At 63.8% G+C, this 13,486-nt stretch carries 20 protein-coding genes; 11 read left to right on the forward strand and 9 right to left on the reverse strand.

Annotated features, from left to right (window positions below; translation table 11 throughout):
• Window positions 1–9: 9 nt before the first annotated feature.
• From GAK28_RS02535 to GAK28_RS02550, 4 genes are all read left to right on the forward strand, one after another.
• A complete protein-coding gene (locus GAK28_RS02535) occupies window positions 10–411 on the forward strand; it encodes a hypothetical protein (RefSeq protein ID WP_291774662.1) in 402 nt (133 codons plus the stop codon).
• A 10-nt stretch (window positions 412–421) separates the two neighbouring features.
• Entirely contained in the window at window positions 422–748 is a 327-nt protein-coding gene (locus GAK28_RS02540) for a hypothetical protein (protein ID WP_291774665.1), read from the forward strand.
• Window positions 745–1,029: a hypothetical protein gene (locus tag GAK28_RS02545; RefSeq protein ID WP_291774668.1), complete on the forward strand. Its 285-nt coding sequence runs from the start codon at window positions 745–747 to the stop codon at window positions 1,027–1,029. The genes GAK28_RS02540 and GAK28_RS02545 overlap by 4 nt, the downstream gene beginning before the upstream one ends.
• A gap of 189 nt (window positions 1,030–1,218) precedes the next feature.
• Window positions 1,219–1,785, forward strand: a complete 567-nt coding sequence (locus tag GAK28_RS02550; protein WP_291774671.1) for a hypothetical protein — start codon at window positions 1,219–1,221, stop codon at window positions 1,783–1,785.
• A gap of 49 nt (window positions 1,786–1,834) precedes the next feature.
• Here the strand turns inward: GAK28_RS02550 and GAK28_RS02555 are convergent, their stop codons facing one another.
• A complete protein-coding gene (locus GAK28_RS02555; RefSeq protein ID WP_291774672.1) occupies window positions 1,835–2,017 on the reverse strand; it encodes a hypothetical protein in 183 nt (60 codons plus the stop codon).
• Between the two features lie 66 nt (window positions 2,018–2,083).
• Window positions 2,084–3,172 (reverse strand): epoxide hydrolase, encoded by a 1,089-nt coding sequence (locus GAK28_RS02560; RefSeq protein WP_291774675.1) that lies wholly within the window; start codon window positions 3,170–3,172, stop codon window positions 2,084–2,086.
• A gap of 226 nt (window positions 3,173–3,398) precedes the next feature.
• Here GAK28_RS02560 and GAK28_RS02565 point away from each other — a divergent pair, with 226 nt between their 5' ends.
• The 3 genes from GAK28_RS02565 to GAK28_RS02575 are packed head-to-tail and all read left to right on the forward strand — an operon-like array spanning window position 3,399 to window position 5,540.
• Window positions 3,399–3,866: a MarR family transcriptional regulator gene (locus GAK28_RS02565; protein WP_291774678.1), complete on the forward strand. Its 468-nt coding sequence runs from the start codon at window positions 3,399–3,401 to the stop codon at window positions 3,864–3,866.
• Entirely contained in the window at window positions 3,863–4,432 is a 570-nt protein-coding gene (locus GAK28_RS02570) for a class I SAM-dependent methyltransferase (protein ID WP_291774680.1), read from the forward strand. Before GAK28_RS02565 ends, GAK28_RS02570 begins: the two co-directional genes overlap by 4 nt.
• 31 nt (window positions 4,433–4,463) lie before the next feature.
• Entirely contained in the window at window positions 4,464–5,540 is a 1,077-nt protein-coding gene (locus GAK28_RS02575; protein WP_291774682.1) for an FUSC family protein, read from the forward strand.
• Between the two features lie 27 nt (window positions 5,541–5,567).
• Here the strand turns inward: GAK28_RS02575 and GAK28_RS02580 are convergent, their stop codons facing one another.
• The gene (locus GAK28_RS02580) at window positions 5,568–6,263 is read right to left on the reverse strand and encodes a Sir2 family NAD-dependent protein deacetylase (protein WP_291774684.1); all 696 of its coding nucleotides are present in this window, start codon (window positions 6,261–6,263) and stop codon (window positions 5,568–5,570) included.
• Window positions 6,264–6,393: 130 nt separating this feature from the next.
• Here GAK28_RS02580 and GAK28_RS02585 point away from each other — a divergent pair, with 130 nt between their 5' ends.
• Together GAK28_RS02585 and GAK28_RS02590 are read left to right on the forward strand one after the other, a co-directional pair.
• Window positions 6,394–6,870 carry a hypothetical protein gene (locus GAK28_RS02585; protein WP_291774687.1) on the forward strand — a complete coding sequence of 159 codons (477 nt, stop codon included), beginning with the start codon at window positions 6,394–6,396 and terminating at the stop codon, window positions 6,868–6,870.
• Window positions 6,871–7,128: 258 nt separating this feature from the next.
• Window positions 7,129–7,416: a hypothetical protein gene (locus GAK28_RS02590; RefSeq protein WP_291774689.1), complete on the forward strand. Its 288-nt coding sequence runs from the start codon at window positions 7,129–7,131 to the stop codon at window positions 7,414–7,416.
• On the opposite strand, the gene GAK28_RS02595 is transcribed toward GAK28_RS02590, so the two are convergent.
• On the reverse strand, window positions 7,417–7,818 hold the full coding sequence (locus GAK28_RS02595) for a type II toxin-antitoxin system HicB family antitoxin (RefSeq protein ID WP_291774691.1): 402 nt from the start codon (window positions 7,816–7,818) through the stop codon (window positions 7,417–7,419).
• Between the two features lie 34 nt (window positions 7,819–7,852).
• Entirely contained in the window at window positions 7,853–8,032 is a 180-nt protein-coding gene (locus GAK28_RS02600) for a type II toxin-antitoxin system HicA family toxin (RefSeq protein ID WP_291774693.1), read from the reverse strand.
• A 632-nt stretch (window positions 8,033–8,664) separates the two neighbouring features.
• Between GAK28_RS02600 and GAK28_RS02605 the strand changes: the two genes are divergently transcribed.
• Window positions 8,665–10,053: a PepSY domain-containing protein gene (locus tag GAK28_RS02605; RefSeq protein ID WP_291774696.1), complete on the forward strand. Its 1,389-nt coding sequence runs from the start codon at window positions 8,665–8,667 to the stop codon at window positions 10,051–10,053.
• Between the two features lie 11 nt (window positions 10,054–10,064).
• Here the strand turns inward: GAK28_RS02605 and GAK28_RS02610 are convergent, their stop codons facing one another.
• From GAK28_RS02610 to arsH, 3 genes are all read right to left on the reverse strand, one after another.
• Window positions 10,065–11,057 (reverse strand): hypothetical protein, encoded by a 993-nt coding sequence (locus GAK28_RS02610; protein WP_291774699.1) that lies wholly within the window; start codon window positions 11,055–11,057, stop codon window positions 10,065–10,067.
• Window positions 11,058–11,216: 159 nt separating this feature from the next.
• A complete protein-coding gene (arsC, locus tag GAK28_RS02615) occupies window positions 11,217–11,618 on the reverse strand; it encodes an arsenate reductase (glutaredoxin) (protein WP_291774702.1) in 402 nt (133 codons plus the stop codon).
• Window positions 11,619–11,620: 2 nt separating this feature from the next.
• Window positions 11,621–12,358 carry an arsenical resistance protein ArsH gene (gene arsH, locus GAK28_RS02620; protein WP_291774705.1) on the reverse strand — a complete coding sequence of 246 codons (738 nt, stop codon included), beginning with the start codon at window positions 12,356–12,358 and terminating at the stop codon, window positions 11,621–11,623.
• 208 nt (window positions 12,359–12,566) lie between these two features.
• Between arsH and GAK28_RS02625 the strand changes: the two genes are divergently transcribed.
• A complete protein-coding gene (locus GAK28_RS02625) occupies window positions 12,567–12,923 on the forward strand; it encodes a metalloregulator ArsR/SmtB family transcription factor (RefSeq protein WP_291774708.1) in 357 nt (118 codons plus the stop codon).
• Window positions 12,924–12,936: 13 nt separating this feature from the next.
• Here the strand turns inward: GAK28_RS02625 and GAK28_RS02630 are convergent, their stop codons facing one another.
• A complete protein-coding gene (locus GAK28_RS02630) occupies window positions 12,937–13,473 on the reverse strand; it encodes a hypothetical protein (RefSeq protein ID WP_291774711.1) in 537 nt (178 codons plus the stop codon).
• Window positions 13,474–13,486 lie beyond the last annotated feature (13 nt).

The following is a 13,486-nucleotide window of genomic DNA, read 5'->3' on the forward strand; positions in this document are numbered from 1 at the left end:
AGACACGTCATGAAAGTTCGGCATTACCTGATCCCCCTTTTCCTCTCTGTCGCCCTGTGTCCGCTGGCTGCCGTGCAGGCGGCAGATACACCGCCGACCGGATCATGGCGGGGCGTATTCTCGAACGAGCAAGGACGGAGTGTTCCGGCCGTCCTCGAGTTTCAACGCGACCGCGTCAAGGTGAACTTCGACATGCCCGCCGCTTGTCGAATCGATGCCTCCTTCGTGGCGAAGCAGGCCGACGGTTATCGCTACATCTTCAGGCCGTCGGTGAACGGCGGCTCCTTCTGCGATCGCATCTATGGGTCTTCGTTCACGATCAAGGAAAACGCCAAGGGTGGACTGGATGCGGCGATTCCGACCAAGTCGACCACATGGCGGGGGACGCTCAGCGCGTCTCCCCGTCCGTGAGGGCATGCCCATGGATAGCGCACTGTTGACGCGCTTCTGGTTGCTGCTGGCAGCGGTGGGCGGAGCCGTCCTTCCCGTCGCGTTGAGCCAGGAGGAATCGCGGCGGCGCGCGATCATCCAGGTCATCTGCGGCGCGCTGACCGCGATCTTCCTCGCTCCGGCCTTGGAGAAGCGGTTCATGCCCGACTCGCCTGCGGAGGTGCAGGCCGGGGTGTCGTTCCTCGTGGGTTGCTTCGGCCTCAAGCTCGCAGTCATTGCACAGCGACTGATCGACAACCGTGGGGAGTCGATTGCCAACCGTGTCATCGATCGCATCGCGGGGGGAGACGACAAATGAGCCTGATGGTGATCAACCTGTGCTGTAGCGTGGCGATGATGTTGTCCGGCATGTGGCTTCTTACCGAGAAGGCGATGCCACGGATCGTGCGCATCTATTGCGCCCTGATCGCATGCGGGGCCAGCGTGAATTCGCTGGGCATGATCGCGGACCTGTTCGACGTGGGTGGGTTCGCCTATGGCGACATCTGGCCTGGCGAAGCGATCGTCAACATCGGCCTCGCCGCCATGCTGGGGCGCTGGACCTGGCTGTACCGGACCCGCCGGGCGCGTTTCGCCTGACGCGACGGGAATGACATGCCGCCGCCGGGATGCTCCGGCGGCGGCATGGGCCTCCCATGGCGATGTTTACGATGCTTTTATGCCTATGGGACGTATCCCGCGCCCCCTCGCGTCATTCCGGCAAGAAGCGTCACGGGTAGCCCGGAAGAATGGCTGTCCGGCGACACGCCATTCATTCCGGGGAAACACATGCTTCGATCAATCACGCTGGGCCTTGGCCTGGCTCTGGCTTTTTCCCATGCCGTGACCGCGGCGGACGCCCAGCCGACCTTCGAGCCGAAGGCGTACCTCATGAACTACAGCGAGGCGGACCTGCTCAAGCGCGTGCCGCCGGCTCGCCCGGAGGACGTATCGTCCCCCGAGGCGATCGTCAGGGCCATGCATGACGCGGTGAGCGGGCCGAAAGGCCATTGGGACGACAAGCGCCTGCGCTCGCTCTTCGTGCCAGATGCGTTGATCGAGTTCACCGACGAAGGTGCTGACGGTGTGCCCCGTATCCAGTCGATCTCGCTTGACGAACTCGTTCGGATTTTCAGCGAGCTGCATGCGCAGACTTCCTGGTACGAACGGGCCGTGGCCCTCAACGTGGTGGTCATGCAGCGCAAGGGCGAGAAGGCGACGCTGGCGGTGGTCAATCACATGGGCGACGAGGGCGTCAGCCCGGCGAAAGGACCGGAGGGCCATGGCCCGGCGACGTCGATGACCCAGGTGGTGAAGCTTCAGGGACGCTGGTGGATCACCAGCCATACCTGGTGACGCGAAACGCCGCCGGATCGCTCCGGCGGCGGTTGGCATCTCCGCGTGCTCAGCGCACCGAGCGGAACGCGGCGCGGACCTCCTCGGCGAACAATTGCGGCTGCTCCCAGGCGGCGAAATGGCCGCCCTTGCTCACCTGGTTGTAGTAGTAAAGCGAGGGATAGGCCTGCTGGCTCCAGCTCTTCGGCGCCTTGTAGATCTCGTGCGGGAAGACCGTGATGGCGACGGGCACCTTGATGTCGTGGGTTTTCTGGGCGTCGGCGCTGAAGTTGTTATTGTTGTTTTCCCAGTAGAAGCGTCACGACGACGCACCGGTATTGGTCAGCCAGTACAACGTGATGTCATTGAGCATCTCGTCGCGGGTGAGTACGCGTTCCGGCACGCCGTCACTGTCGCTCCACTGCGCGAATTTCTCGTACATCCATGCAGCCAGGCCTGCCGGCGAGTCCGATAGCGAGTAACCGATGGTCTGCGGGCGTGTCACCATCATCGCGCCATAGGCGGCGTTGCGACCGAAGAACGTGCTCAGCGACTGGTAGGCCTCGCGCTCCGACGTTCCCAGGTTGGCGGGTGCCGGGTCGCCAGCGTTGATCGGCTTCACTAGCTCGGCAGGAATCGTGGCCGGCATGTTCAGGTGGATGGCGAGTAGACCCTTGGGCGCCTGGCGGGCGAGGGCATCGGAAATCACCGAGCCATGGTCGCCGCCCTGCGAGACGTAATGCTTGTAACCCAGGCGCTTCATGAGGGTATCCCAGGCCTTCGCGGTGCGCTCCGGCCCCCAGCCAAGGCCCGTGGGCTTGCCGGAGAAACCGTAGCCAGGAATCGCCGGAATGATCACGTCAAAGGCGTCTTCCGCGCGGCCACCGTAGGCGGTGGGGTCGGTCAGCGGGCCGATCGTATTGATGAACTCGAACGGCGAGCCGGGCCAGCCATGCGTGAGGATCAGAGGCATGGCGTTCTTGTGCTTGGAGCGGACATGGATGAACTGGATGTCCACGCCATCGATGTTCGTGACGAACTGCGGCAGCGCGTTGAGCTGCGCCTCGGCCTTGCGCCAGTCGTAGTCGGTACCCCAGTAGCGCACCAGCTCCTGCACGCGGGCGAGCTGGATCCCCTGGGACTGGTCGTTCACCGTCTCCTTGTCGGGCCAGCGCGTGTCGGCGATGCGGCGACGCAGGTCGTCCAGTTGTTCTTGCGGCACATGCACGTGGAAGGGACGGATGCTTTCGTCGTTGCGGGTGGTGGTGCTGGTTGCCTCGGGTGCCGTATCGGCGGCATGGGCAAACGGGGCATAGCCAGTCGGGCCCAGCACCGCCATGGCGAGGGCCAGGGCGAGCGTACGGGCGACGAAGGGGCGACGCGAGGCGGTGATCTGTGCGTACGACATGGGCGTTCTCTCCTGTGAATGGCCGCGACGCGCTGTGTGCGTGTCGCCTTGGGTGTTCACAGTCTGGGAACGTCGTGCAAGCGCACCTTGTCGAGCAGGGGTGGGTTTTGCATCGCCGTGTATCGATGGTGATGCATACACAGAGGGATACAAAACCCCGGGGCGACCTAGTGTTAATATAGTAAATAAACTTGACAGTATGATTTATGGATCATAATCTTCGAGCATGACCCGTAAAGCCTCCGTTCCCGACGACATCTCCATCCCGGCGCTCCTGCGCCACGCGCGCAACACGTATGGCGCAGCCATGCGCGAAGCACTGGAGCGAGGCGGTTACGACGATATTCCCAAGAATGGCCTGTACGTCATCGGCGCGTTGGCGCTGGGGCAGGTGCCGCTGGCGCAGATCATCCGCGAGTTGCAGGTGACCAAGCAGGCGGCGGGTCAGCTGGTCGATACGCTGGTGTCGCGGGGCTATCTCGCGCGTGAGGTGGATCCGGAGGATCGGCGTCGCCTCACCGTGACCTTGACCGAGCGGGGAAGCGCCGCGGCGTCCGTGCAGGCAACGGCGCGGGACGTCATCGATCATGAGCTGGCCGAACGGGTAGGCACACAAAAGGTCAGGCACGCCAGGAGCGTACTGGCGGCACTGATCGACATCGGCGCGGATCGACGAGCGAGGAATGACACGTGAAAGGTCGTGAGAGCGGCATGCCCGGGGAAGATGCCTGGGCGGAATTCTTCGACGCGGATGCCGCCATGGCGCTCCTCTGGCCGGATGCATCCGGCGACGTGGTCGAACTGGGCAGCGGCTATGGCACGTTCACCGTCGCCGCGGCGAAGCGCACCACCGGGCGGGTGAATGCCCTGGATATCGAGCCGGAGATGGTCGCCCATACGCAGGCCAGGGCATCCGCCCTCGGGCTGTCGAACGTGCATGCCACGCTGCGTGACATTGTCACCGACGGCCTGGGTCTCGTGCCCGGTAGCCAGTCGCATGCGATGGTCTACAACCTGCTGCACCTGGAAGAACCGGTCGCTTTGTTGCGCATTGTCCGGGAAGGGCTGCGCCCGGGTGCCACCATTTCGGTCATGCACTGGCGCGTCGACATGCCCACGCCGCGCGGCCCGTCGCTGTCCATTCGCCCGTCACCCGGCGATTGTCGCCGATGGCTGGAGGAGGTGGGTTTCAGCTCGGTCGGGGACGTGGATTTGGGCCCTGCCTGTCCATTCCACTACGGTCTTGTCGCCCGAAGGTAATCCGGCGCCGATCCACCAGGGGATCCATCCGATGTCGCCCATCAAATCCCTGTCCGTGGTGCATCGCGCGCATATCGCGGAAGTCTTTCGCTGGTCCGACGACGTCGCCCTGGGATGGCGTCGTGTGCTGTTGGCCTTCGTTGCCATGACCGTTCCGATCGTGACGGGCCAGTGGGCGGACAAGCCGGCGCTGGGCTACCTGGTGGGCCTGGGAGCGATGTTGATGGCAGGGGAGTCGCACGGTAGCGCGTCGGAGCCATCGTCGGTGTGGCTGACCTGGTTGCCCGTGGTTCTTTCCGTCACCGTGGCAAGCCTCGTGGCGCAGCTGCCATTCGCCGACGTGCTCATGATCGCGCTCATCGTGCCGGCCTCCACCTTGGTCAATTACAGCCGTCCGGCGGCGGTGGCGGGCATTCGTTTCATCGTCCTGCTCGTACTGAACATGGGCCTGGTCGGTGGCCATGGTGCGCACGGCCGGGGTGCCGCGCTGATGTTCGGCGTGGGCGCGATATGGCGCCTGCTGTTGCGTGTAGTCATGCGACGGGAGCGTCCGCTGGCGGAGAAAAGCGTTCCGTCGGGGCGGGAACCGACGCACCGCCAGCGTCGCGCGCATCTCGGGCGCGCGCTGCGCAGCCTGCAGGGGTGGCAGTATCCGATCCGCCTCGTCGGTGGTCTCGCGGCCGCCTGCCTGATCCGGAACCTCTGGCCGAAACATCACTTCGCCTGGATCGTGCTCAGCATCGTGCTGCTCACGCCGCGTGCGCTCGAACGCCTGCTCGTGCACATCACGCAACGCGCGATCGGTACTTTTCTGGGTGTGGCGCTCACCGGCGCGCTCCTGGCGTGGGGGCCGGGCCACCTCGCCACGGCCATCGTCGTCTGCGTATTCGGTACGGCGGCACCGTTGCTGAGGACGGGAAACTACGGCCTCTATTGCATCTTCTCCACGCCGATCATCCTGGTGGCGATGAGCGCCAATGCGCCCGTCGGTGCGATGCTGCTCGAGGACCGTCTGACGGCGACGCTGATGGCCGCCGCCATCGTCGTCACGGCGAACCTGCTGATGGATGCGGTGTTGCGTCGTCAGGTGCGTGCCGAAAGCCCATGATCGCGTGCCGGTGTCAGCGGGCGCCGATCACCGCACCGGCGAGCGACCCTCCATCCAGCACGTCACGATGTGCGGCACGACGGTGGTGGCCAGCCCCCGCATGAAGTGGAACCCGTACGGCACCTTCTGCACGTCGGGCGATACGAGGTACTTCTCCGCCAGGTACGGCGCGTGCTTCACCAGCCCCGCCGCTGGATAGACCGTCAGCGACGTGCCGATGGTCAGCACCCGCGACGCGTTGGCGAACAGCGTTTCGGATTCGTCCATGAAGCGCACCGCCTCGCCGAACCACACCACGTCGGGGCGCAGCTGGCTTCCCTTCGCGCACCGATCGCCGGGCGCGATCGTCGGCGTGTCCAGCGTGTGGATCAGTTCGGGATCGATCGAGCTGCGGGCCTTCAGGATCTCGCCGTGCACATGGAGCACCTTGGACGACCCGGCGCGCTCGTGCAGGTCGTCGATGTTCTGCGTGATTACGGTCACGTCGAACATCGACTCGAGTCGGGCGATGGCCTCATGGGCGGCGTTAGGGTGCGCGGCCAGCACTTCCTGGCGACGCTGGTTGTAGAAATCCAGCACAAGGGCGGGGTTCCGCGCCCATCCCTCGGGCGTGGCCACGTCTTCGATGGCATGGTCGTTCCATAGCCCATCCATGGCGCGAAAGGTCTTCAGACCGCTCTCGGCGCTCACGCCGGCACCAGTGAATATGACGATCTTTTCCATCGACATGCATTTCGCCAGGAAGGTGATGCCGCATGATAACGCTGGCCCGATCCCACGCGGCAGCACTATCATGCGCCCCTTTGTTGACAGCCCCGATGGGTTGGCGGCATCGCACAGGGGAGCGAACACCATGAAACGTTGGATCGGATGGGCGCTGCTGGGCGCGACAGGCGTGGCGCACGCCGGCACCTATACGGTGGGCGATATCACGGTTGGAGCCCGGTTGAACGTGTTCACCTGGGCCATGGCCCATGGCAAGGTGGCGTGTCCGAAACAGGATCCGGCGTTGCCCGCACAGTGCGAGTTGGTGGACGGCAAGGCCGAGCTGTTCGATGTACCTGCCCGGGTCTCGTTCTCGACCGTGAGCGAGTCGGACAGGACGGTAACCTCGCTGGTCTTCATCGCCGACGGCAAGGATTACGAGACGCTGGAGGCTCGTATCGATCGCGATTTCGGCAAGCCCTGGCTGTATCGCAGCGTCGATCGCGCGAATGGAAAGCCACCGTATTGCACGCGCTGGTTCGACAAGTCGCGCGGTGTCGCCGCGAGCATCTGCCGGGTGGAAAACGATACGCGGACCTTGGTCGAGTTCAGCACGGCCAAGTGACGGAAGCCGTGATTCGCCCATGCGATACCGGTCGATGCGAAGCGTCGTGGCGATCCATGGGTGCTGGCCGGTTCGCATTCGGCGATGCCACGGTGTTGGGAACGATGTAGTGCGAGCCGGGGTTGTCGCCGCAGGCCGTTTCCTCGATGAGGGTGTAGGCCGTGTGGGTATCGGGTCAGCACCTTGCGACCCGGTGCCGCAGCGAGAACGTCGTCACGTTTTGTGACACTGCCATCCTGTCGATCAGGAAGGGCGGAGATGGACGAAACGATTTACGGCTTCACCTTCGAGGACGCCTTGACGGATGCCCTCGATGCCCTGGCCATCAGCATGAAGGGCACGTCCGAAGTGGTCGCTGCCATCAGTGTCCTGGATCGTCAGCTGGTGATGATGTTGCGCGCGGAAAACCCGTGTCCGCAGGTAGCGCTGGACCGGGTGCACGGCGCCAGGGAAATACTGGGGCGACTGAGGCGTCTGATCGTGGCAGGAGATACGTCAACCCCGCGGTGCCATGCCGTTTCTCAAGGGCACGGCGCATCGGGCTGATTAAGCCGCTTCCATGGCCTGCATGGCTGCCCTGGCCAGGAACCCAGAGCGCGTTTCGCCGTGGCGCTCGGCATACGCATCGATGGCGTTGAGTAGACGGTCAGGTACCGTGATATTCACGCGTACGGCCTTGGTGCTGAGTTTGGAAAGATCGACGTTCGCGAGCGCCCACGTCCAGCCCTGAAAGTCGGGCAGGCCGCGAAGTGCTTCGAGAGAGGACGCCTTGGGCGGCACCTTGCCTTCCTCGATGGCATGGTCGAGAAACAGCAGGATAGCTTCTTCTGTATTGGCTACCGCCTCATCGAGGGTGTCGCCTGCGCTGAAGCAACCGGGGAGGTCGGGTACGACCACACCATAGGCCGTGTTGTCCGTGCCAAGTTCGATCGCGATGGGATAGCGCATGGTGTTCTGGCTCCAGACCAGGGAAGGAAATCCTTCAGGGAATTCCGGCTTGCCTCTTGATCGCGGCGACCAAGCCTTTGCCGAGGTCCTTCTTTGGGTGAGGGACGATCACCGTCGTACCGCTCATGTTTCGCAGCTTGTGATGGCTTCCCCTGATGCTGACAACGTAGAACCCGTTGATTCTCAGCAGTCTTATCAGGTCGTTAGAGTTCATTGTGTGTACGATACGCACTGGGTGTCAACATCCACGCCAGGGGGATTCGTGTCACCAGGCCCGATGTCGGCGCGGAGCCATGTCCTCCTCGGCCACTGCCTGCGACATCCATGCCCGTGTCGGTAAGTCCCCGGGCGCGGCAAGTTGCCGCTCTCTCCATACCGATTCGGTGACGCATGCCATGATCCCAACCCTGATCCGGACTCCAGGTGTCGGTTGAACGCAGGTGCGCGACGGTCGTTAGCATGGTTGGCGTGGCTGGCCCTTGGCCTCGCGCTGGTCGTGCCCGTGGCCTCGCGTATACACGTCGCCTTGGATCCCTTGGCACACCTCGGTGCCTGGTGTTTCGCGCAGGGCGACCGGCACGCGGGGCCAGCGGAGGCGCCTGGTGTCCCCGATGCGTGTGGCTACTGTGTCTGGTTGGCCCAAGGATTCTGGGCGTCGGGCGGTACCTGGATGGGGTGGCTCGTCGCGTCATCGCCTTCGTCATCGGCATGGATCTCTCCCGATGTGGCCTTGTCCGGCGCGACACCGTTTCGCGCCCAAAGCAGAGGGCCACCTCGCACCTGACATGTGTTTGTCCACGCACCGGCGCCCCGCGCCGGCACACATGCTTGTGCAAGGAATTCCCCATGGTTTCCACGAAGGCGCACTCGTCGCGAGGTGCGCGCTACCGCATGGTCTGGCGGTGGCATTTCTATGCCGGACTGTTCTGCCTTCCCTTTATCGTCTGGCTGGCGACGACGGGCATGATCTATCTCTTCAAGCCGCAGGTGGAACCCTGGCTGGAACGGGACTTTGCACACGTCGCCAGCGGTCCGGCGCTGCCACCCTCTCGGCAGGTGACGGCCGCGCTGGCCGCGGTGCCGGGTGGTGTGCTCAATGCCTATGAACTGCCGGTCACGGCGGATCAGGCAACGCGCGTACTGGTGGGCAAGGGTGCGCAGGTCATCCGCGTGTTCGTCGATCCATCGACAGCCCGCGTGTTGCACGTGGTGGATGAGGACGACCGTTTCATGCGTGTCATCTTCTATTTGCACGGCGAACTGATGGCAGGCACGCCGGGGTCGATGCTCGTGGAGCTGGCGGCGTCCTGGACCATCGTCATGCTGCTGACGGGCCTGTATCTCTGGTGGCCGCGGGATGCACGCATCCGTGGCGTGCTGGTCCCTCGCCTGACGAGTGGTCGACGTGTTTTCTGGCGCGACCTGCATGCGGTGACGGGCGTGTGGATCTCCGCGATGGCATTGACCCTCTTGTTGTCCGGATTGCCATGGGCCAAGTCATGGGGCGGATTGCTCAGGGATGTTCGACAGGTCTATGCGCAGGCGACGGTCGTGCAGGACTGGACCACCGGCAGTGCGGCCGAACACCGGGCCAACCGGGAGGCGAACACGCCGGTGATGGACGAGCATGCGCAGCACATGGGTATGGCGGGGATGGCTGGCATGGCAGGGCCGATGGTGTCCGATGACACGCCGCTGGACCGGATCGTCCCTTCGGTGACGGCCTTGGGCTGGCCCGCGCCTGTCTTGATCAGCCCTCCATCGAAGCGCGTGGCGTCATGGTCGGTGCGTTCGGATACGCAGAATCGACCGAAACGCCTCGAAGCGCGGATCGATCCGTCGACCGGCGAGGTCGGTGTCATCACTCGCTTCCAGGATCGTCCGTTTCTCGATCGCCTCGTCGGTTACGGCGTCGCCATCCACGAAGGCCAGCTGTTCGGCCCGCTGAACCAGGTGCTTGGCGTGGTGACGGGGCTGGGTCTGCTCACGATGTCGGTAAGTGTGGTGGTTCTCTGGTGGCGGCGTCGACCCCTTGGCCGCCTCGGCGCCCCTGCACCGCATCGGGACGCACGCATGGCCGGCGTATTGATTGCGGTAGTCGTGCTCCTGGGCATGTTCCTTCCCTTGTTCGGAGCGAGCCTGCTCGTCGTGCTAACCCTGGAGCGCTGGGTATTGAGCCGCTGGCATGGCGGCAGGGAGTTTCTGGGCCTGCCTGTGACCTCGACCAACCGGTGACGCATGCCCGATCAGCGTGTTTCAGGGCAGGTGACCGTGTGCAGGCTCAACCGGTGGTCTTTCTCGGTCGCGACGACATAACGGTTGTCCGCGACGCGAGCGGCCATGGCGGAGGTGCCAGCGCAGGTATCCTGCTCCCAGAAATCGTTGCTGTTCACGAGCAACGTGACGACGATGGCTTTCACCGCCGGATGCGAACGTAGGTCAGGCGAAGAAAGCCCCATGCCTGCAGTGAGTGCCGCCGCGCAGAGAAGGACGGGGCGAAGCATGTTCGCGCACAGTGCGATCAGGTACCGGTCCGGTGCGTTGGACACCTTTTCGCGGATCATCCGGATGAAGGACCGAATCATGGCCGGGATCAGGACGATGCCGCCGATGATCGCCGCGATCGTCGCCCATGCGATGGGCAGGTGTGCCACGGTGAGCAGGGCGAGCGAGGTCGGGAACTTCGACGGGTCTTCGTCCGTCAACCGGGCCAGCATCTGGCGTGCCATGCCCAGTGCGATGGCCGCCACGATCGTCGCCACGGCCGCCTTGAGCCATTTGCCCAGCGATTTGCCCCACGACCAGCGCATGACGCCGAAGCCCATGAAACAGATGTCGACAAGGGCTACGGCGATGCCGATGGTCCCGACGATGTCGGTGGCATGCTTCAAGCCGTCAACGGGTAGTCCGAACAGGGGGCTGACGATGACGGCAATCGCGAACAGAGCGAAGAGCTGCCATGCCAGGCGCACCGTGTTGCCGGGCGTGGTCGCATGCCTGGCCCGGCGACGCCAGAGGCGCGAATGTGCCTTGAGGAAGAAAGATGCCTTTCCGAAGTCGTTACGCGCATCGGCCAGCAGTTTCGTGAAGCCTGCCTTGGCACCTGTGCAGCACAGGGCCATCAGGCCAATGCCTGCGAGGAATTTGCCAATGAATGGATCGATCCTTGTCAGCAAAGAGCCAAGCAACATCAAGCCCAGGCTGATGGCGGCGGAGCGATGCTGAAGTAACGACTTCATGGTGAAAGCCTTCCCGCGGGTGACGGCCTCATGGGCCGGCGTCCGCGTTACGCGGCTGCGCGGCCATCATGGAGTACGCCGGTCTCCCGGACTGAGATTTTCGATCGGCGGTAGCGAGGCTTTATTGTTGGCTCCGGAACAGGGCGTTTCTCGGGCGGGCTATCGCGGATGAATCACCTCCCCATCCTCCTTCGTGAATGCCGTCGCCAGTGCCGGCAGGATATCCAGCACGATTTCCGACGGTCGGCACAGGCGCGTTCCGCGACCGGTCACGACGAAGGGGCGATTGATGAGAATAGGGTGGGCCATCATCGCATCGAGCAGTCGATCGTCGGAGGTCTCGGGCGCGTCGAGCCCGAGCGTGGCGAACGGCGTGCCTTTTTCCCGTACTGCATTGCGCACCGTCAGGCCGGCATCACGGATCAGGTGGATGAGCGTCGCGCGATCCGGTGGGTTGGTCAGGTATTCGATCACTATGGGTTCGATGCCCATGTGGCGCAGCAGTGCGAGCGCGTTGCGCGACGTACCGCAGGAAGGATTGTGATAGATGATGGCTTGCATGTTCAGGCCCGCGATTCGGAGGCGGAAGGTTCGACGACGCGTGCCGCGTCAGCGAGGGCGTGGGCTTCCATCGCACCCTTGCGTTCGCTGTAACGGTCCACGAGATAGTCAGACCTTCCACGGACGAGATAGGTGAACTTCACGAGCTCCTCCATCACATCCACCACGCGATCGTAGAAGGCAGACGGTTTCATGCGTCCCTCGCCATCGAATTCCTGCCAGGCCTTCGGCACCGACGACTGGTTGGGAATCGTGACCATGCGCATCCAGCGCCCAAGGACCCGAAGCGTGTTGACGACATTGAACGATTGCGATCCCCCGCAAACCTGGAGCACCGCAAGCGTGCGACCTTGGGTTGGACGGACACTGCCTTCCTCAAGAGGCAGCCAGTCGATTTGATTCTTGAAGACGCCTGTGACGGTTCCGTGCCGCTCGGGACTCACCCAGACCTGTCCCTCGGACCACGTGGAGAGGGCGCGTAACTCGCGGACCTTCGGATGGTCCGGGGCGACGCTGTCCAGCATCGGTAACGTGGCCGGGTCGAAAACGCGTGTGTCGGCACCGAGATGCTGAAGAATGCGCTCGGCCTCCAGTGCCAGTTTGCGGCTGAAGGATTGGGGGCGCAACGAACCGTAGAGCAGGAGGATGCGAGGCGGGTGGCCCGGATCGTCGATGGTCGATAGTCGCTCCGGTCGAGGAGCGGGAAGGTCGTGAGTGAGATGGGGCAGGTTGGTCGCCATGTCGGTTCCGCGAATTGCTTTAATTCGATAATTCTAACAATATAGAAATGTTATCGCCAATCGTTCCGGTACGTTGCCATGCTTACGGCTATTTCATGAGGGGCCTCGTACTGACGACGCCCGTAATGCGGGTCACCCTGGCGGCACTTGCCTTGCGGTTGTCGCCATGATCGAAGGTGGAGGTAGTGGTTTGTTAAGCTGCCTGGGTATGGAATCCGCCACGCTCCCTTCGCCGCTCACGACTCCCGACGCCATCAAGGCGTTCGCCGCCCTTGCACAGGAAAGCCGACTGGCGATTTTTCGACTGCTTGTCGAGCATGCGCCCGAGGGGCTGGCGGCTGGAGCCATCGGTGAAGCCTTGGGTGTGCCGGCGGCGACGCTCTCCTTCCATCTGAAGGAATTGCTTCATGCGGGGCTGGTGACCAGTCGACAGGCCGGGCGTTTCGTTTACTACGCGCCAGTCCTGGGTACGGTGGATCGCCTGGTCGGATTTCTCACCGACAACTGTTGCGTGGCATCCGGGAACGACTGCGCGCCCAAGGGCAGCCCCCGGGCGCGTCGATGAACCCGGCGACGAACTATCGGACGGCCGCTTCGCGCGGCTTCCGGAACGTCAGCCACAATGCCGACAGCAGGAAGTAGAAGCCGCCGAAGGCAGCATAAGGTGCCAGGCCAGCGATATCCGGTGCCGTCTTGAAGGCCTGGATCGAAAACACCACGCCGGCCAGGGCGGATTGCGCGCCGCTGATCATCATGAAGGCCTGTCCGCCCAGCTTGCGCCGCTGGATGCCGACGCCTAGCTGGAACAGGCCCGAGAGCAGGGCCCATATGCCAAAGACCAGCACGCCGCCCGCATTGCCATGAAGGGCGAAGGCGAGCGCCATGCACGCGGCGGTGATGCCGCTGGTGATCGCATTGAATCGCTGCCCGGGATTCTCCTGGAGGCCGCCGCTGCGCCGGGCATCCAGGATGTTCGCGAAGGCGTCCCAGGCGGGATAGGCGACCAGCAGGACGCCTACGACCAGGGTGGGGGCGGCCCGGCAAAGAAAGGCCAGGGCGACCCAGGCGAAGGTGACGGCGGCGCGGAGGAAATAGAAATTCCGGAGCGAGTTCATGGATGGGGGGACC

Source organism: Luteibacter sp. (assembly GCF_009912395.1).
Classification (GTDB): domain Bacteria; phylum Pseudomonadota; class Gammaproteobacteria; order Xanthomonadales; family Rhodanobacteraceae; genus Luteibacter.